Here is a 17,819-nt window from a genome sequence, read left to right as displayed (position 1 = left end):
TGGGGTATGCGCAGAGGTACTGTTTTTATATCTAGTAGAGCGGGGTTTTTGCGAAATTCATACTATATAGAAATATTCTGCATTTTGTCATTCAATGAGTCTATCTATGTTTTAAGTCACTGAATTGCTGTGATTAATCGTGGTAAATTAATATGCATATGAAACTAGATAGAATGATTCTGTATTTGAATGCAGAATTTTTCAGTCTAATAGCTGTTATGAATCAGGGAGACTTATGAGCACTATTCAAGAACAATTCGAGAAGTTCATTGAAGATTTGATTGCCGAAAATCCAGATAAAGCTAAAGATTTGGATATAGAAATGCTAATAGCAGATATAACACCTGATTTCGTAGATGCAATAGGTGCATCATTGGCCAGTTCGATGCCAGAAATGCTTTCAAATCGCAGGTATGACTACAATTCATTTGCTGATAGGAACGTTGACAGGTGGAAGTCAGGCTTTGATCTTCTAGAAACTCATATCGTGATTTGTACTGAAGCAGGTGAAACCTTAAACTCTGAACATCGCCCTCAAGCAGCGGAACAAGGAGATTTGGTATTTGATCTTTTAGTTCGTCATCATGCGAGAGCCTGCCACATCGCAAATGAAATTTTATGCTTAATGAAAAATGGTTTCCCTGATGCAGCGCATTCACGCTGGAGGGCGTTGCATGAAGTGAGTGCTACTGCATTGTTTATCGCTAAACATGGTCAAGAGTGTGCAGAAAGATTTTACTTTCATGATGTTGTGGATTCCTACGATGCCATGAAAGAGCACCGGAAATATGAAAGCAGACTTCAAGCAAAAGCACCAACAGACACAGAAATACAAGAAGTAAAAAAGGTCTACGATGACCTAATTAAAAAATACGGAAAAGGTTACTCAGGACACTACGGATGGGCCGCTTATTTGTTTCCTGCGCATAATCGTGTTGGCTTTGGTGCAATTGAAAAAGACGTTGGTCTTGAGCACTTACGTCCTTACTATAAATGGGCAAGCCAAAATATTCACGCTGGCTCAAAAGGATTAAGAAATCGTTTAGCTCTCGAAGAATGTGAAGAAGATATATTAGTTGTGGGGCAGAGTAATTCGGGGATGACTGACCCTGCTCATGCGACTGCAATTAGTCTACTTCAAGTGACGAGTGCGTTACTTATGTTAAGACCGTCAATGGATGCAATTGTAATGATGCAAATTGCAACATGCTATTCAGATGATATTGGTAGTGAGTTTCTCAAGTTGTCGAGAAATTCTGATTCATAACAAGCAATTTAAGAGGGATTCCCAACGCTTGGCATTTTTGCTTTTACTCCAGTTTTAGTGTTTATGGCACAATGCTGAATCTTTGTATTGCTAAGCAAGTTAATTGGGAGTCATGCGCTACTCCAACTTGAGAAGGTAGTACAAGTGGAAACTAGAGTTAAAAAGTCGGTTCGGTATCTTACCTTGGGTATTCTTATCTACCCGTTTCTTTACATGATACTCAATTTTATTATCCCGATTCTAATGGCGATTTTGGGCGAAGTTGGTCGCTCGTTAGTTGAAATTCTTGAATATTTCACTTGGTTTATAATGCCTTTTTTTTCGGTGCTCTATTTGTTAGCTTTCTATCATTTTTCACCCATGTTAGGTAAGTGGCATCAATGGGTTGGGTATGCTTTGGTTTTTGCCGCTGTGCTAATGGAAATAGCGATGCCCTGGATGGAATCTGGTCTGGTGTTTAAGACAGCATCTTTTCTATGTCAGCTTTTCGAGATAGGCATTTTGGTTAGTTGCCTGTTCGTTTTTAGCAATAAGTTGAGGCCAAATTCTGAGCTTGGAAGTAACGTATAGCAAGTCTGAGCCTCATCTTACTAGATTGGAGTGCTTATTATCCATCCGAGCTGTTCAAGAGTGATTCACAACACACGGCATTTTAACTATGCCTTTGTATTAGCCATTTAAGAAGTATAAGGCTGCTTCGGCATTGCGTTACTCCGCCTTGAACAGGGCGCACCACTCATCGTGTTGAAATTCATATTGCATCCCCGTTTCAGGGTAAATCGAGACCTATTTCCTTGCCTGAGAAATGAGCAAAAGTAGTATGTGCTTTAGAACTCTACTTCTTTAGTCAATTTTTCAGGTAATACGTGAATATACTTCTGATCATACCTACAGTTTTTTTAACTAAATTTATTGGTTTGCAAATGGGATTCACCTATAACCTGTTTTCAGACCCGTTCAGTCTTAAACTTGCTCTGATTGACCTTGGTTTATTTGTCTTTGTCGGTGCACTTCTTAGTTTTATTTACGACAAGGTCAAACATGCACTCAAGAACGTCAGGAAAAATTAGCCTGACATAGCACTGAAAACGGATGCTCAACGGCGTTATTTTCGGCTTACTTCAATTTCAGTGTTTACGTCGCAATGATTTAAGATCTGTTCGTAACGTCACTCACACCTATACATTGTTTTGCTTTCTACGAGGGAATGAACATGAAAAAAGGAATTTTCAAGAACTTGAAGCTGGCATTAGGGATTGGCTTTGGTGTCGCAATTCATCAGTACTTTTTTATGACGGATGGTACGTTTGATTTCTATCGGCCAATTGTGGCGTTTGCTTTTACGTTTGTAGTGAGCAGCATTGGTACACTTCTAATAGAAAGAATCATGCGTAACAGGGAGGCTAAAGGGGAATCATGACTAAAATCTATTTCGTATGTGGCTTTATCGGTTCGGGTAAGACGACTTACTCGAAAGCGCTTGCAGAAAAGCATGGCGCCTTTCGTTTCTCAATCGATGAGTGGATGATTCCTTTGTATGGCGAGCATATGGAGCGTGAGGTTTTTGATAGCCGGCTGGCTACGTTACAAGGTTTATTCAAGGACTCTGCAATGCAGCTCTTTTCTTTGGGTGTCCCTGTGATTTTTGACTTTGGTTTTTGGCGTGAGTCTGATCGGGATTCTTTTACAAGCTGGGCATCAAACCTAGGTGTGGACAGCGAAGTTCACTATCTTGATGTTCCGTTTGAGACTTGCAAGGAGAGAGCATTCAGCCGTAACTCGGAACTGAATGGTAGGTCTTATGAAATGACACCTGAAATGTTAGATCTGTTTTGGTCTTGGTTTGAGGTTCCAACTTCAAACGAAAATGTTGTTTGGGTTCAACAGGAAGCTCAAAAAGGTATGTAGTTAGGCGCGCAGGTGAGAGGTGTTTTTGTTATCTAGCTTGTGTTCTAAGTCTTCCGTTACATTGGGTTTATGAAAGTCTGAGTCGTCCATCGAATAGTAGAGTAACAAGGGCATTTCTCATGCCGTATTTTTGGTAATTAGTTCTTCCTGTCGATTATCGAATTTGTCCTAAACCCACTATTAAGGCAGGGAACCCCAATGAATAGAACGCTATGGTTCGCACTCATTTCGCTTTTGTTTTCAATGACAATGGTATTTTGTACATACAGTTATGGCATAGAGAGCCACGTTGAAGTAATTACACTCACTTTAGTACTGTCTGGCCCTCTGATTTTTACATTTGCGCTTGTTGTCATTTTTTGTGGCGCACCAGTTATTAACAAGTACAAGTTACTTGGAACCATCGCAATTTGTGTGCATGGATTTACAGCCTCACTGCATGTGCTGTGGAACGGTTTTATGTTTGTCGATGTGATTAATAAACAAGGCTTAGGTCCGGGACAAGGTTATTCTGGTTTGATACTTTGGGTTGGTAGTATCAAGGCGATGCTACTTGGTTTGGTTGTGGGAGTATGCCTGCATTACTTGCTACGATTTTTTAGAAAGGCTGCAGTAAGATAACTGTTGGCTAGTTAGTTGATTGTTCGTTGTCTATAGGAGTTGCCACTGTGTTTTATAGTAAGGAATCCAACAAGGGATTGCTGCTCATCCTTGTTGCGATAAGTGCTTTCATTGTCGTTACCTCGGATAATAACCCTGGGACATTAATCGCTCACGCCATCAATGGTTTAATTGCTTTGCTCTTTTTCTCCATGACAATTGAGGTTAAAGACAATGTACTAAGCTGGTATTTCGGCTTTGGTTTTTGGCGTAAGAATGTAGAAGTGTCAGACATTACAGAGACATCGTTTTATCAAAGCAAGTGGTATCAAGGTATTGGTATCCGAATGCTGAGCGATGGTTGGTTGTATAATGCATCGATAGGTTCAGCGCTTAAGTTAAGCCTAAGCAATGGAAAGCATGTTTACATTGGTTGTAAGGATACGGACGGTTTAAAGCTGGCGTTGAAAAACGCTAACGAACAGATAACGCAAAAGTGATTTACGAGGCTTGGCACTTTTCGTTTTGAGTTGGACTAATTTTTAAGGCTGTATGCTTTAAGTGAGCTGCATTTTAATATCTCAACAAGTGGATCGGAGGTTCAATGGACCAAGCAATCAAAACACATTTCGACGAGTATCCCGATGATGTTCGAGCTCGGCTTGAAGAGTTGCGTTCATTAATCTTTGAGCTTTGCTCTGATTTGGAACTAGCTGAAGTCGAAGAGTCTCTGAAATGGGGCGAGCCGAGTTACAGCGTTAAGACGGGCAGCCCAATTCGAATCGACTGGAAATTGAAGTCACCAAACAACTATTACTTGTTCTTTAACTGTCAAACGAAGCTAGTCGACACATTCAGAGAATTGCACGATGGCACATTGGTATTTCAAGGTAATCGGGCAATCGTCTTGAACCTAACTGAACCACTTCCCAAAGCACCAATCAAGCAGTGCTTAGAGTTAGCCTTAACTTATCAACAACGAAAACATCTACCGCTTCTTGGCGCGTAATTCTTATGTGTTGTCATTATATTTCTTAAACAGGTTTTCTGTGTTCTAGCTATCACTCTTTAAAGTGCTAAGACTGTACCATCTTGATTAGTATCAAGAGGCTAGGGAATCTCTATAACCAACGCTGATTGTATTGCTTACCGTTTAAAAAGGTGTTCTAGTCACCTTGTATTTCAAACTTAAAAGGAAGTTGTATGAATTTAGATAAAGCCAAAAAACGTATCGCAAAGCAGGTTAAAAAAGGCGACCACGGATACCCAAAAATCACGTTAGCGTATTACGGGACGACCAAAGATCTCGCAACGGAAGTCGCGGTTCAATTTATGCTGGGTGAGGGCGATGGTGTTCAAGAAGAGCGTTTTTCTTGTGAAACCGAAATCCGAGATAATGAGTTAGTTCAAACGACGTTACTCAAGATAATCGAGCGAGCAAATGTTAACTCAGTGATTGAAGTTGAAGGCGTGGCTGTTCTTTAGTTTGCTTTAGCCTGGAAACGAAGCCAACACGAGAACTCAGGTGTATAATCCACATTTTTATCAAATTGGGCAGGACACATGGCGATCTCGTTTGAAACTCAAAGACTAAAAGTAGAAGAAGTCGCAGGTGAACTTACTGTTCCTGAACGTTCGGCTCTGCTTGAGCGAGTACCTGGCATTCTAATCCCGTCAGTCGTTGAAAACCTTCCACCATACTTTCATGGTATTGTGTCAGGTGAGCTGGCTGAAATTTGGCTCGACCGAATGTTGTCGGAGAGCCGCTTACTTCAAGTGAAATCCAACGATAATCAATTAATTGGTTTTCTGTTCGCTTATGTAGAAGACGAAAGTGATGCTCATATTGGCTACTTGCTTGCAGAAGAATGCTGGGGCAAGGGTTTCGCGAGTGAGTTATTGCAGAGTTTCATCACAGAAGTCGCAAAAACCGAGTCATGGTCCACACTGATTGGCGGTGTCGACCGTTCAAACATAGCCTCTACACACTTACTTAATAAGCTAGGTTTTGTTGAGCAAGCCTCTGACGAAAGTGCCGTGGTTTTCTATGAATATAAGCTTTCTCGTCTTAATTCTTAATTCATAATTCTTAATTCTGAGCTCTCAGCTCTTAATTTCTAATCCCTAACTCAAGCCACATCTGCGTTATACATTCATTGCCAATGTTTACGTCAATTGATAGGGAAGAAACCTTATTACACCATTCAACTGAGAACCGAGAGCAGCGAGTCTAGTTAACGTGGGCTAATTCGGCACTCTGTGTTTCATTAGCGACTCTCCAATCGCCCCCTAAGGCTTTATAGAAAACAGGCTTTGTATCCACATTAGACCATACTGGTTTAGCGACCTCGACCATCTACCATTACGATGATTGTTTTAGAGATGATGCTGAGATCAGCGGCAATCCAAGACTTAACCGAACATAGGCTTAGTGCATAACTGTGGTCAAAACCTACTTTACGACGTACATCATCAATACAGGTGTCGTAACCTTGATTTACTTGTGCAAGCCCTGTAATACCAGGCATTACACCGTATGTGCGGTCGGCAAAGTAAGGAATTTCGTTCTCTAGTTTGGTGTAAAAAGTAGGGCGTTCAGGGCGCGGGCCAATTAGAGACATTTCACCTTTCAGTACATTGATCAGTTGTGGCAGTTCATCAAGACGTGTCTTTCTCAAAAAGCGGCCAACAGGCGTGATTCGTGGGTCATTCGCGGTAGCCCAAACTGCACCAGAGCGAGTTTCTGCATCCTCGTACATGCTACGGAATTTCATGATCTCAAAGATTTCCATTTTCTCCGGTGTCGATTTACCAACGCGCAATTGACGGTAGAAAATAGGGCCACGAGAAGTGAGTGCAATCGCCATCGCAATCAACGGAAATACGGGCGCTAGCAAAATCAAAGCAATCAGTGAGCTTACAAAATCGAAAGTACGTTTAGCACGTGAGATTTTGTATTGGTATAGGTTTTGGGTAGATAGCTGTTCAATGTTAATCATAATAAGTCCTTAATGATTTGCTCGTGTCCAAGGTGAGTTTTCTAGTCCGATTAGGTAACGAATGCCACCAATGAAGTTGGCGTAGTGTCCAACTATCAAATAAGAGATTAATGAAATAGGTTTGTTTACTAGACGCTTTGGCAAGATGCAACCAAGGACGCCAATGGTATAAACGGCAACTTGAGCCCATAACAGCGCTTCAAATACCAAGTAGTTGCTAAGTAAGATTGAGCACACTAAGCACACAATCATTAAATAGGGAGTGAGTAGGCGAAGTCCTTTTCCTGAAAAGAACGCAAACGCGATGCCTTTAAACTTCGGGCTGAACAAGGCAAATAATCGAATCGCTTGTTGCATGTTGCCCGCTGAAATACGAAGTCTTCTTTTGAAGTCTGTTTCTAGGTTCGATTCTTCTAGCTCTAATGCAACCATTTGGGTTTCGTATTCGGCGATGTAACCTTGTTTAACGATTTGCATCGGTAAGATGAAATCATCATTAATAGTGTTGAGTGGAAGCAGTTCAAACAGGTGTGTTCTAAACAAGTAGAAAGCGCCATGAGAACCCAAGCTAGAACCTAATGAAGCCTCAGACTCTTTAACCGCGGTTTGGTACTGCCAATACGTGTTTTCGCCTTCATTGCCTGTTGGACAAAGTTGATACGTTGCGTTTACCACTCCAACCTTGTCACTTTCAAAATGAGCGGCAGCTATAAGCAAAGCATCCAATGAAATAAGGGCAGAAACATCACTCATCGCCGTGATATCACTGGTTATACGTGTCACTTCATCATTAACAACCGCGACTTTACCTCGGTTTACTTGATGGTCATGTATCTCAAAATAAACATCACTGCACATCGCTTCTTGTATGGTCATTTGTGCAATGGCGACTGTGTTATCAGTGCAACCATCGCAAGCGATAATGACTTCCAACTTCTTTTTTGGGTAATCGAGTGAAGCAAGGTTACGAATCTTGTCTGCGATCCACTGTTCTTCGTTAAATGCAGGAACAAGAACGGTGATGGTCGGCAACGTGCAATCTTGCTGTTCCTCTTTGTAGCAACGATGACTCTCTTCAACATTGCGTGCGGGGTGGCTTTTCGCATACCAACGCAGTAACAAAGGGTAGGCTGCGTGATGATAGACAATCAACGCACCTGAAAACAAACAAAGTCCCGCAAGCAACCAATCAATCATGCGTAAGCTCCTTCTGATATATCGTTGTAAGACGAAACCATTTTGATGATGTCGAAGTTTTCGAGTACGTAACGACGAGGTGACAAAAAGCGTTCATTTTGCTTTTCTAATAGCGCACTAGCTAACCCCACAATGCTGCCGCTTTTGACGAGGGCGCCGCTGACTGGACATAAGGTTTCATCGACGGCACCAACGTCCATTGCGACGGTTGGAATATTGCATGCTTGAGCTTCAAGTGTAGAAAGCGGCAGCCCTTCGTGGCGTGAAGGTAGGCAGAACGTATCCAACGCTCCGTAAAACGTGGTCATGTCTTCAACTAAGCCAAGAAAGATGACTCGGTCACTCAGATTCAAGCGGCTAGTCAGTTGCTCTAGTTGATTGCGTTTAGTACCGCCGCCAGCCAATGCGACAACCATGTTTGCAGGTAAAAGAGTCAGTGCTTTAATAAGTTGGTCTTGGCCTTTGACATGTTCTAGTCGACCTGCACAACCGATGATGTGTTTGTCTGTCGGCAGGTTTAGTTTTGCTCTCGCGTGTTCTTTCGACATCGGCTTAAACTTCTCACAATCAACGCCATTTTTGATGGTAATGATGTTCTCATAAGAAAAAGCAGTGCGTAGTTGGTTATAAACACGTGTCGCGTCGGCAACTAACGTTGGTTGAGCAGCTTTTAATGCAAGCGCTTGTAATCGACGACGTTTGTTGTTGTTCAGATGCCAAGCGTCATGTTCGGTATGGATTCGAGTTGGAACCCCGGTTACGCGAGCGGCATAACCAGCGTATAACAGTGGGCCAATATGATGGGTATGAACCACATCAGGGCGAATCGCATTGAAGGCTTTAATTAGCTTAATAATGATATTGAATTGTACGCCTGGTGCTTTATCCAAAAAGACGATTTGCTTTTTGTATGGCTCTAGCTTCGGCCAGTTGTTTATAGACTCTTGTTTAGTACCCTCTAAACTGACAATCAACACTTGGTCTGTTGGTTTAGCAAGGCGCAGCAAATCCAGAGTTAGGGTTTCTAATCCACCCGGTGCAAGGTGCTGAACAACGTGTATGATCATTTTGCCATGCTTCGTTAAATGCGTATTCATAGTTTGGACCCTGCCTTTGTGATTCTTATTTCGCCTTTCTGACGTTTCTATTGAAGTAACTTCTTTAAAACGTTTAACTACACAAGGAGATTGCAGGAGTTGTGCCAATTAAATAACCGTTATTTTTCAGTTGTTTAGATTATTTAATTCTAGGGCAGTTTTCATTTCTCAAAATGGGAATCAAAACAAAATACAATTGAATGGCAGTTTGAATCATAGGGCTTGGGTAAATCGAAAGTAGCATTAGAACTGGGGCTCTAAATAAACAAAACGCCAACCGAGTGTTGGCGTTTTGCTCTAGGATGCACGAAGCTTGGAAACTAGAAAGCTAGAAAGCTAGGAAGCACGAAGCTAGGAAATTTGAAAGCTGTGAATCTAGCAAGTCAAAAATGGCTTTGAGGCTGACTAGCTCATTTTAGGGATCACCGTTATCACAGGGACACCCAAGATATCTTCGATTTCGTCTTTGCGTTTGATTGAAGAATCAAACAGTTCAAACAATACCGCTAAACCAATACCCAGTCCGATACCTGCAACGAATCCAGCCAGAATAAAAACAAAAGTCGGCATGTTAGATTTGACACTCGGTGTGAAAGGCAAATCGATAATCTTCACACGTTTGTTTTGCTCAAATACACCAAGCGAACCCGTTAGTTGAGCCATTTCATAACGCTCTGTCAGTTCATCATATAGTTGACGTTTGATTTCAACTTGACGTTTAAGGCGGTACATCTCTTTTGCATTTTCGCCGAAGTTATTGGCCTTGTGTTCTAATTCGAAAATCATAGTTCGAAGGCTTTTGGTCTCTTCAGTTAAAGACTCAAAGCGAGCACGAACCAGCTGTAGGCTGTGTAATTGAGTGACCAGAAGAGGTTGGGTATCAGAAAGTTTGTTCAGTGTCGTACTACTTGCGATGTCCCAAAGCTGGTCGCTGTTCATCGTTGGCTGGGTTACCTCGAGCAAACTCTTACGTTCATTCTCTAGTCTGTCTAGCTCACGCACTTTAGCTTGCACAGCACTGTGCTTGTCCGTGTATTTAGCTTGTAACAAGGTAAGGTCGCTACGAATGTCGATGATCTGGTCTTCTAATTTACCGATCACAGGGTTGGTTCTTGAAAGTTGTTGGTCGATTGACCCTAAACTTTTTTCGACACCCGATAACTCGGCCTCTTTTTCTGCCAATGTTTGTTTGAGTGAAGCTAAGCGATTCAAACTTTGGCTCTGTACCTCAGGCGTCGAATGAACATTCTCATTCATGTATGCAGCTAGCGCTTCTTCTGCTTCTGCAAGCTCTGCGCTACGTTTGTCGATATGGATTTTCAAGAAGTTACTTGAATCTTCAATCGATGAACGTTCCGGTGCAAGTAACTGTTCAATGAAATGTTCACTTACCGAGCGCAGCGTCGCTTCCATTCCATTTGGTGTGTTCGACGTTAGACTTATCTTTAGAAAATCTTTTCCAAGCTGAGTCACCGTTAGACGTTGAGACAGGTCAGTAATGATCTCTTGTTTCTCAATTTCAGGCATATCTGGCGTGGTTAATTGCAGTTCATCAGCGACCGAGTAAAGCACATGTCGACTGTGAAGCAGTGTTCTCAATGCGTTAAGTCGATCTTTGAGCATCGTCGAAACGGCAATGTCTTCCAAGAATGGATTCATCTTGGCCGTTTCTTGAATCAACATACTGGTATGCGCGTCATATTTAGTTGGAGCCAACTTGCTCACACCAAAGCCTACAAAGGGCAAAATAAGCATTGGCAGAACGATAACGTAGCGTTGGCGCCACATCGCATTGATGATGACTAATAACCGCAATTTCAGATTATTCATAATAGCTCCAACATCCAATGTACGAAGTTACCACGGTTCTGCCAGCTCTCTTGTTCGACGACAGAGATAGGTGAGTTGCTTAGCTCGCGTGCATGATCAAGCGCCCAAATCATTTGGTTGGCACTGCCAACCGTGGTTACGTGCCCTTGATATGGAACCAAAGCAGGGAACGGTGTTGTGATAATGGGTGTGCCCGCCGCAAGGTATTCCATTAGTTTGAGTGGGCTACACGCTCGGATCTGCTCGTTATCAACAAACGGCAACAAGCTCACATCCCAGTGTTGAGAATAGCTTGGTAGCGTGTGGTGTGGACGAGGGCCAAGGTAATGTACGTTACTCAACTTAGGCAGCATGAGCGTATCAAGCTCGTTTGGACCTATGAAAACAAAGTCCCATTCCGGCATCGCATTCGCAACATGATCAATCATTTCATAATCAAGCCACTTAGAAAGGCTGCCATAAAAACCAGCAATAGGGCGGTGGTTGCTTGGTAAATCTTTTGCTCTTGGTGCGGGTGTTGAAAATAGGTCTACGTCGACACCATGTGGTAGCAAGTGCGCTTTATGCTTTGGAAATTTATCCATCAATTTTTTGCTAGCCGCGAATATAAGCGTTGATTTTTCGATTAGCTCTGATTCGTGCTGTGCAACGGTGTCATGATCAACACCAGCCAGCGCGCTAAAATCATCACCGCAGTAATAGACCACAGATGACTCGCCTAAGTGTCCGCACAAATCAACAGCGGTCGGAAGAGAAGTCCATAGGATAGGCGCGTTAAGATTAAGCTCCGCAATAATCGATTTTAGTTGGTGCAACATCATTTGCTGAGCCAACTTTCTAGAAAATTTAGAAGCAGGCGCAGGGATTGTCTTTAAGTTAACGATAGTAATGTTGTCGTGTCCCTCAGAGTCGAGCATGTTTTGAGTAACGGCTTTGGTTTTACCAAACAACTTGTTGAACGCTCGGCTGGCATCTTTAGCGGACAGCTTCGGTTGTCTTAAGCCAATAGAGTTGACCCATAAGACTTTGTGTTGCTTAGCAAGGTGACGAACTAAATGTTGAGTCGATGAAGGTAGGCCACCAAAGTCTTCACCAAATACGATTAAATCACGCATGGTCACCTCCATGAGTCTCTAACGAATCGAACATATCGGATTCTGTCACTTCAACGGGTTTAATGTGACCGACAACTCGAGCTGGGTTACCGCCTGCGATTGCAAAAGCCGGGATGTTCTTTGTTACTACGCTGCCTGCGGCTATTACGGCACCTTCGCCGATGGTTACGCCACCTTTAACCGTCACATTCGTGCCTAACCAAACATCGGGTTCAAGAATGATGTCACCGATTTGCTGAGGGTCGTCACCTTCACCTAGCGCTCGGCGTTTTGCATCAAGCGGGTGTCCAGAGTATCCAAATAGAAAAGCGCCGCCTGCGATTCGTACGTTGTCAGAGATAACCACTTTACCTCCAACAGCGATAGTCGACTGCCAACCAATGTCGACGTTATTGCCAATCGACAATAGTGGGTGTTCCAAGCCTTCAAGTTGTTGAGTACAACCAGAGAATGTCGTGTGGCCAGAGATACGGCAGTTGTCGCCAATCGTAATTTGCACCGGACCGCTGACGAAAGGCAGTCCACCATACAAATACAGGCGTTTGCCACATTGAGCCACACGACCTTTGAAAGCCGGAGTCCAGTAAAAGAATCGCGTAAAGCCAGAAACCAGATTCACCACTAGCTTGTGCGCTTGATATAGGCAGCGATTAAGTACTTGAGGGGTAGGTAGCTCTGCGCTTCTGATGTCTTTCAAAATGAAAAACACATTTCTAATTCGAGAATTAGGATGAAACTTAAGCCAATGTTTGAATTGATGTATAGATACTGACGTCATAATGAAAATCCTCTGTTTTGTTATATAGAAGTACTTTCATATACTGTGCCATTTAATAAATATAATATTTTCAATGAGTTAAAATATAGCTTTTAGGTTTTCTCATTTTGACAGGCAGTTTGAGATACGTTTGAGGCGCAAACTGTGAGTGCTGCGAGGATATAAATCGGCCAGTTGAAGCCTTGAGTCAAAAATGTCCCCGACACTATTGTTCCAATCAGACCTGCATAGATCGCATAGGCGACCGCATTAAGCTCGGGGGAGATTTCTGTGGTCGAGTTTTTTAATCTCGTTAGCGTAGAGCGAGAGGTTTTGATCAAAGAAACGATAAGGCAGACAAAAATGATCAGACCAATAAAGCCAGTCTCTGCTAACACACCAAACCAAGTACTGTGAACGGCGTGATTCAGTCCGTCCCAGTGCGAACTATAAAAGAAGTAGTTCGAGAAGAAGTTGTTCAACCCTACGCCAGTCAGTGGATTTTCAACTGCCATTTTTACTGCCGCTTCCCAAGCATAGATTCGCCCCATTGCAGATTCATCGATACCTTGTTCAGCTGCACCACCAGAAGACCTGTCTGAGATACCAGCAACTAAATAGAGCATCACGGCCGCGACAGTTCCCACTGAGATTAAGAGAACTTTAGAGCGCACTAGCTTCCACGCAAAAATACCAATCACCGCAATACAACCCAGTAATCCGCCACGGCTTTGAGTGGCAATAATGGCGGCGAGCAGTAACAGACAAACTAAGGCACTGATTAAACGTTTGGATCGTGAGATGCCAGTCGTGGTGGCTTGGCTTATTGTAAAGGCGAGTGGGAACATCAGTACCAGTGCTAGGTCGTTCGGGTCACCTAACATAGAGCCAAAATCGCGGCCAATAGTCACGCGTGAGCCCTCGACAAGCCCAATACCATTTACTGAGTTGTACACGGCAATAGAGCTGACTAAAGCGCCAGCGTAGATAATCGTCATCGCGGTTTTTGCGAGATTTTCCGTGGTGTTTACTAGCCAAGTAATCGCAAGCGTCATCACTATAATTTTCCAATAAACGCCCTTGAATTCTGCTAGTGCTATTGGCCTGTTGGACGCGAAGATAATACCAATGAAAACCAATACCCAAAATATGGCGAGCCAATTTAAACAAGGGTGCCAGAAGATTTTAAGTTCTTTACTGATTAATGCATGCCATAGAAGAGCCGACAGAGCGCCTAATGAAAGCATCAGCGGTATTTTTAGCGAATAGAGCTGAGGTATAGCTTCGTGAATTCGGAAAAATGAAAAGACAACGAACAATAGAACTAACCAGAATGTTTTGTTTAACACGAATAACCCGGCCAATGGCACAAGAGCGAGCGCCACAATGACAGCAGGGTGAGGCACAAAGTACCAAACAACACCAAGCCCAACACACAAGGTGCTGATCGTGATGATGACTGGCAATCTATTGGCTTCAGGGTTGACCATTGTGACCTCTATTGGCAAATAAACTCTTTAGGACTCGGCTCGTAATCTTTTTAAGACGTAGTTACGCCTGATGTTAAAGATTGCAAAGTGAGTGCCAGTTATGCATTTTGTTTAACTTACTGATTTAATGTTGGATTATTAAGTGAGGGCGTAGCCTTGAGGTGAGTTTTGTCATTTTGAGAATCAGTATAAAACTGACTAAAGTACTTAAATCATCAAGCCCAAATAACCAGTTATCGACTAAGGCTAGAATTAACGGTCGAGTTGATAGATTTCCAACAACTGCGGGACAACGGCTTGTGGAGAGTATTGGTTTTTCACGGTTTCTATCGCGTGACTCTTGAGAGAGTCACGTTGCTCGTTCGTCAATGACATCCACAAAGATAAAAACTGTTCTAGCTCAGCTTCTGAATTTGCAAGGTAGCCGTTAACTTGATGCTCGATGAGTTGAGGCAAGTTACCAACTGAGGTGGCGAGAACGGGAATGCCACGAATCATGGCTTCTAATGCCGCCATAGGTAAGCCTTCAAAGCGAGAAGGGATGATTAACAGATCGATTTGGCTCCAGACGTCGTCCATATTGGTCTGATGCCCATGAAAGGTCACATTATCAGGCTGCGATTTAACTAAGATGTCCATTTCTGGCCCGTCACCAAAAAGCTCAAACCGAACATCAGGAAACTGTTTGGCTAATGCAACAAATCGATCAGGCGCTTTTTCATGGCTCAATCGCCCCACAAAACCAACATGGAATGGGCTTGATGAAGGGGAGCTTGTTAACCCGGTTGGCATTTTAACAAAGTTATTCAATTGATGGGTTTGACTCGGCACTTTCGCTTTAATCTTTTCACTGACCACGAGCGACTGATCAGAAAGAAAACTGCTGTAACGGTCGAGCCAATCATAAAGCCATACTTTGCCTTTTGGGGTTTCACCTGCGTGATAAGTGGTGATTTGCTTTGTGTTGTTGAAACGAGGCGGAAGCTTGATTAACTTGCTGACCAAACTGGCTTTGTAACCATGAGCATGGATAAGCCTTGGTTGATAATGTTGAATTGCACGTTTCAGCTGTGTCGCGCTATTGCCATTTGAATCTACAGAACATGAGGCTAAATCGGAGAGGTAACTAAAAGGGATGTTCAGCGCATTCAACTTTTCAACGATGATCGCTTCAGGATTAAACTTAGTCAAAAGAACGATACGAACAGCCTCTGAATACTGAGCGCTTTCCGATATCAGGCCTTGTGCTAATTCTAAAACATGCGTTTCTATGCCTCCAAAAGTTTGGCTGTCGATCAACAGCCAAATCTCATGAAGGTTTATGTCGAGTACACCTTGGTTAGGCTTGATTGTACTCATCTTCCGATTCCCAAGCCTGTTTCTTACGATAAACAGTAGAAGGGCTAAGTTCTAGCAGCACAGCAGCGTTTAACACATTCCCATCGCAATGATTGATGGCATGTTGAATGGCTTCACGTTCTATTTGCCACATTGGACGAATAGCACCTTCGCTTGTGGTAAATGCAGGCGTCATCGGCTCATTGTGAGCTTGAGCAACTGACGATTGTTCCAACTCTTCCGGAGTAATCGGTGGCAACTTAGCTTCTGGTGCTTCAACAACTGCAGGTTGAGGCGCAGTTACTCGAATTGGTGTCACTGATTTAGATGATGGAGCGGCATCTACTTTATTAATCGGAGGCGGTAACATGTCTTTAGTCACGCTCGTTTCATTGTTCAACACCACGATGTTACGGATGATGTTTTGCAACTGACGCACATTGCCTGGCCACGCATAACGTTTAAGTAGATTCTGCGTTTCTTTGTCTATTGATTTGAACTTCTTCTTGTCTTGCTTCGCGTACAGCTTCAAGAAATGATTGCAAAGAGTGACAATGTCACTCCCTCGCTCGCGAAGCGGTGGCATCTCGATAGGCACAACGTGAACACGATAGTAAAGGTCTTCTCTAAAACGTCCTTCTTCTACTTCAACCAGTGGATCGCGGTTGGTCGCACAGATAATTCTGACATCCACTTTAATCTCGCGGTTGCCACCGAGTGGAGTAAACGTACCAGTTTGCAAAAATCTGAGGAGCTTCTTCTGCATCTCCAGTTCCATTTCACAAAGCTCATCGAGAAATAGGGTACCGCCATGCGCTTGCATTGCTGCACCTTTACGGTCGGTTGTCGCACCGGTAAACGCACCTTTAACGTGACCGAAGATTTCACTCTCCATTAGGTCTCGAGGGATAGCGCCGCAGTTAATGGCCACGAAGGGTTTACCATTACGCTGACTCTCTTGGTGAATCGCTTCCGCACACACTTCTTTACCTGTACCACTTTCGCCGTTAATAAACACGCTGGCAGTGGTTGGTGCTACCGAATCAATGATCTTGTAAACCGCCTGCATGGGTAGGCAAGAGCCAATGAAATTATGAAAACGATCACGATCGAATTTGCTTTGCATGTTATCGACGAGGTTTTCGAGTTTCGCTCTTTTTAGATGCAAGCTAACAGAGGTCTTGAGTCGATCGGCTTGAATGGGTTTCTCTAAGAAGTCTTCTGCACCGCGTTGGATAAGGTCTACCGCGATGTTTACTGAACCATGCGCTGTCGCGATGATGACAGCGGCCGGTATTTCGTTAGCAGTAATCCAATCTAAGACTTCTTCGCCTGGCATGTCAGGAAGCTTAAGGTCGAGAATCACAAGCTGTGGAGAGTGCCTTTCAATGAAGGTCTTAGCTTCCGCGCCGGTTTCGACGTGGAAAATATCATAGGGCTCGTCTTTTACGTACTGCTTGTAGAGTACGGCGAGTGAGGTGGAGTCTTCAACTAACAATACCTTAGGGCGCATTGTGTATTCCTTTTGAAACTTTATCCTAACCAATCAATAACATAGTGATATGCAACCATCAATACGAGTCTTGTGTATTTGTTATCTACCACATGCAATCTTTTAAGAAGCGGCCTGTATAACTTCTCGCATTGCTGTTCATGATGGAGCCCATCTTATGGCGACTATATTAATAACGACTGTTTTGAGTTTTTAATCTGATACCGATAATGAACATGCAAAGCTAGCTGAAGCCTGCCTCTTTCCTTTCAAGCAAGGCTTTTATTGAACGCTCTGCGAGCTCTAGTAATTCATCAACTTGTCGAAATGCCGCATCATGACTCTGTTCTAAACATAGCTTTTCTAAAGCTCGAGCTAATTCACCCAAAGGGCGATTACCTAACGAAAGCGCTGTGCTGCCGAGAGTGTGGACCTCGAACTCAAGTGTTTGAGCGTCTTTCTGCGTGACTGCCTCTTTTATAGCGACCAAGCGTGTTTGTGATTCTTCGACATAATGGTCGATCAAGATAGGGATAATGTCCGCACTTGTATCGCGAATCATTTGCTCCAGAACGCTTTCATCGACAAGCTTGCTCACTTGTTGTGAGTTTAGATTTGTAGCTGCGTCTGACGCTAAAGTAGAATTCATCAAACTAAGTCCTTTTATTGAGCTTAATATCTGTTAATACTATTAAGTTTTAGTCATTTTCTAGAATAATTTCAACTGGT

19 protein-coding genes are annotated in these 17,819 nt (G+C 43.1%); 9 read left to right on the top strand and 10 right to left on the bottom strand.

Annotated elements, in window-relative coordinates:
- Positions 1-235 precede the first annotated feature (235 nt).
- The 9 genes from AB6E54_RS09635 to AB6E54_RS09595 all read left to right on the top strand — a co-directional run bounded on the left by AB6E54_RS09635 (position 236) and on the right by AB6E54_RS09595 (position 5,854).
- The gene (locus tag AB6E54_RS09635; protein WP_372106276.1) at positions 236-1,267 is read left to right on the top strand and encodes a DUF5677 domain-containing protein; all 1,032 of its coding nucleotides are present in this window, start codon (positions 236-238) and stop codon (positions 1,265-1,267) included.
- 144 nt (positions 1,268-1,411) lie between these two features.
- A complete protein-coding gene (locus tag AB6E54_RS09630) occupies positions 1,412-1,837 on the top strand; it encodes a hypothetical protein (protein ID WP_372058637.1) in 426 nt (141 codons plus the stop codon).
- Between the two features lie 643 nt (positions 1,838-2,480).
- Entirely contained in the window at positions 2,481-2,687 is a 207-nt protein-coding gene (locus AB6E54_RS09625) for a hypothetical protein (RefSeq protein ID WP_102333313.1), read from the top strand.
- Positions 2,684-3,175 carry an ATP-binding protein gene (locus tag AB6E54_RS09620; protein ID WP_102333314.1) on the top strand — a complete coding sequence of 164 codons (492 nt, stop codon included), beginning with the start codon at positions 2,684-2,686 and terminating at the stop codon, positions 3,173-3,175. The genes AB6E54_RS09625 and AB6E54_RS09620 overlap by 4 nt, the downstream gene beginning before the upstream one ends.
- Positions 3,176-3,373: 198 nt before the next feature.
- A complete protein-coding gene (locus tag AB6E54_RS09615; RefSeq protein WP_102333315.1) occupies positions 3,374-3,796 on the top strand; it encodes a hypothetical protein in 423 nt (140 codons plus the stop codon).
- Positions 3,797-3,843: 47 nt separating this feature from the next.
- Entirely contained in the window at positions 3,844-4,275 is a 432-nt protein-coding gene (locus tag AB6E54_RS09610) for a hypothetical protein (protein WP_372106277.1), read from the top strand.
- 104 nt (positions 4,276-4,379) lie between these two features.
- Positions 4,380-4,784 carry a DUF1801 domain-containing protein gene (locus AB6E54_RS09605; RefSeq protein ID WP_102320222.1) on the top strand — a complete coding sequence of 135 codons (405 nt, stop codon included), beginning with the start codon at positions 4,380-4,382 and terminating at the stop codon, positions 4,782-4,784.
- A 194-nt stretch (positions 4,785-4,978) separates the two neighbouring features.
- Entirely contained in the window at positions 4,979-5,260 is a 282-nt protein-coding gene (locus tag AB6E54_RS09600; RefSeq protein WP_017059577.1) for a hypothetical protein, read from the top strand.
- Positions 5,261-5,338: 78 nt separating this feature from the next.
- Complete coding sequence (locus tag AB6E54_RS09595) at positions 5,339-5,854, top strand: GNAT family N-acetyltransferase (protein WP_102333317.1); 516 nt, start codon at positions 5,339-5,341, stop codon at positions 5,852-5,854.
- Positions 5,855-6,114: 260 nt separating this feature from the next.
- On the opposite strand, the gene AB6E54_RS09590 is transcribed toward AB6E54_RS09595, so the two are convergent.
- The 10 genes from AB6E54_RS09590 to AB6E54_RS09545 form a co-directional block, all read right to left on the bottom strand.
- Positions 6,115-6,774: a sugar transferase gene (locus AB6E54_RS09590; protein WP_017059580.1), complete on the bottom strand. Its 660-nt coding sequence runs from the start codon at positions 6,772-6,774 to the stop codon at positions 6,115-6,117.
- Positions 6,775-6,783: 9 nt separating this feature from the next.
- A complete protein-coding gene (locus AB6E54_RS09585) occupies positions 6,784-7,971 on the bottom strand; it encodes a glycosyltransferase family 2 protein (protein ID WP_102333318.1) in 1,188 nt (395 codons plus the stop codon).
- Positions 7,968-9,068 (bottom strand): glycosyltransferase, encoded by a 1,101-nt coding sequence (locus AB6E54_RS09580; protein WP_102333319.1) that lies wholly within the window; start codon positions 9,066-9,068, stop codon positions 7,968-7,970. The genes AB6E54_RS09585 and AB6E54_RS09580 overlap by 4 nt, the downstream gene beginning before the upstream one ends.
- A gap of 405 nt (positions 9,069-9,473) precedes the next feature.
- The gene (locus AB6E54_RS09575; protein WP_017063900.1) at positions 9,474-10,898 is read right to left on the bottom strand and encodes a Wzz/FepE/Etk N-terminal domain-containing protein; all 1,425 of its coding nucleotides are present in this window, start codon (positions 10,896-10,898) and stop codon (positions 9,474-9,476) included.
- Positions 10,895-12,013, bottom strand: a complete 1,119-nt coding sequence (locus AB6E54_RS09570; protein WP_372106278.1) for a glycosyltransferase — start codon at positions 12,011-12,013, stop codon at positions 10,895-10,897. Before AB6E54_RS09570 ends, AB6E54_RS09575 begins: the two co-directional genes overlap by 4 nt.
- Positions 12,006-12,791: a DapH/DapD/GlmU-related protein gene (locus AB6E54_RS09565; protein ID WP_017063898.1), complete on the bottom strand. Its 786-nt coding sequence runs from the start codon at positions 12,789-12,791 to the stop codon at positions 12,006-12,008. The genes AB6E54_RS09570 and AB6E54_RS09565 overlap by 8 nt, the downstream gene beginning before the upstream one ends.
- Positions 12,792-12,883: 92 nt before the next feature.
- Positions 12,884-14,260, bottom strand: a complete 1,377-nt coding sequence (locus AB6E54_RS09560; protein WP_102333320.1) for an O-antigen ligase family protein — start codon at positions 14,258-14,260, stop codon at positions 12,884-12,886.
- Positions 14,261-14,512: 252 nt separating this feature from the next.
- Positions 14,513-15,619 (bottom strand): glycosyltransferase family 4 protein, encoded by a 1,107-nt coding sequence (locus tag AB6E54_RS09555; protein WP_102333321.1) that lies wholly within the window; start codon positions 15,617-15,619, stop codon positions 14,513-14,515.
- On the bottom strand, positions 15,600-17,111 hold the full coding sequence (locus AB6E54_RS09550) for a sigma-54-dependent transcriptional regulator (RefSeq protein WP_372058643.1): 1,512 nt from the start codon (positions 17,109-17,111) through the stop codon (positions 15,600-15,602). Before AB6E54_RS09550 ends, AB6E54_RS09555 begins: the two co-directional genes overlap by 20 nt.
- Before the next feature lie 223 nt (positions 17,112-17,334).
- Entirely contained in the window at positions 17,335-17,739 is a 405-nt protein-coding gene (locus AB6E54_RS09545; RefSeq protein WP_017066737.1) for an Hpt domain-containing protein, read from the bottom strand.
- Positions 17,740-17,819 lie beyond the last annotated feature (80 nt).

Source organism: Vibrio sp. 10N.247.311.49 (genome assembly GCF_041467655.1).
Classification (GTDB): domain Bacteria; phylum Pseudomonadota; class Gammaproteobacteria; order Enterobacterales; family Vibrionaceae; genus Vibrio; species Vibrio crassostreae_C.
The sequence above is the reverse complement of the archived record's forward strand: the minus strand, read 5'-3'. Positions and strand labels throughout refer to the sequence as shown.

What these genes read in the sequence shown, in the direction of transcription:
- AB6E54_RS09600 (WP_017059577.1), top strand. Translation starts at nt 4,979, where the DNA reads ATGAATTTAGATAAAGCCAAAAAACGTATCGCAAAGCAGGTTAAAAAA.
- AB6E54_RS09595 (WP_102333317.1), top strand. Translation starts at nt 5,339, where the DNA reads ATGGCGATCTCGTTTGAAACTCAAAGACTAAAAGTAGAAGAAGTCGCA.
- AB6E54_RS09545 (WP_017066737.1), bottom strand. Translation starts at nt 17,739, where the DNA reads ATGAATTCTACTTTAGCGTCAGACGCAGCTACAAATCTAAACTCACAA.
- AB6E54_RS09635 (WP_372106276.1), top strand. Translation starts at nt 236, where the DNA reads ATGAGCACTATTCAAGAACAATTCGAGAAGTTCATTGAAGATTTGATT.
- AB6E54_RS09575 (WP_017063900.1), bottom strand. Translation starts at nt 10,898, where the DNA reads ATGAATAATCTGAAATTGCGGTTATTAGTCATCATCAATGCGATGTGG.
- AB6E54_RS09605 (WP_102320222.1), top strand. Translation starts at nt 4,380, where the DNA reads ATGGACCAAGCAATCAAAACACATTTCGACGAGTATCCCGATGATGTT.
- AB6E54_RS09615 (WP_102333315.1), top strand. Translation starts at nt 3,374, where the DNA reads ATGAATAGAACGCTATGGTTCGCACTCATTTCGCTTTTGTTTTCAATG.
- AB6E54_RS09580 (WP_102333319.1), bottom strand. Translation starts at nt 9,068, where the DNA reads ATGAATACGCATTTAACGAAGCATGGCAAAATGATCATACACGTTGTT.
- AB6E54_RS09590 (WP_017059580.1), bottom strand. Translation starts at nt 6,774, where the DNA reads ATGATTAACATTGAACAGCTATCTACCCAAAACCTATACCAATACAAA.
- AB6E54_RS09625 (WP_102333313.1), top strand. Translation starts at nt 2,481, where the DNA reads ATGAAAAAAGGAATTTTCAAGAACTTGAAGCTGGCATTAGGGATTGGC.
- AB6E54_RS09555 (WP_102333321.1), bottom strand. Translation starts at nt 15,619, where the DNA reads ATGAGTACAATCAAGCCTAACCAAGGTGTACTCGACATAAACCTTCAT.
- AB6E54_RS09565 (WP_017063898.1), bottom strand. Translation starts at nt 12,791, where the DNA reads ATGACGTCAGTATCTATACATCAATTCAAACATTGGCTTAAGTTTCAT.
- AB6E54_RS09585 (WP_102333318.1), bottom strand. Translation starts at nt 7,971, where the DNA reads ATGATTGATTGGTTGCTTGCGGGACTTTGTTTGTTTTCAGGTGCGTTG.
- AB6E54_RS09560 (WP_102333320.1), bottom strand. Translation starts at nt 14,260, where the DNA reads ATGGTCAACCCTGAAGCCAATAGATTGCCAGTCATCATCACGATCAGC.
- AB6E54_RS09620 (WP_102333314.1), top strand. Translation starts at nt 2,684, where the DNA reads ATGACTAAAATCTATTTCGTATGTGGCTTTATCGGTTCGGGTAAGACG.
- AB6E54_RS09550 (WP_372058643.1), bottom strand. Translation starts at nt 17,111, where the DNA reads ATGCGCCCTAAGGTATTGTTAGTTGAAGACTCCACCTCACTCGCCGTA.
- AB6E54_RS09570 (WP_372106278.1), bottom strand. Translation starts at nt 12,013, where the DNA reads ATGCGTGATTTAATCGTATTTGGTGAAGACTTTGGTGGCCTACCTTCA.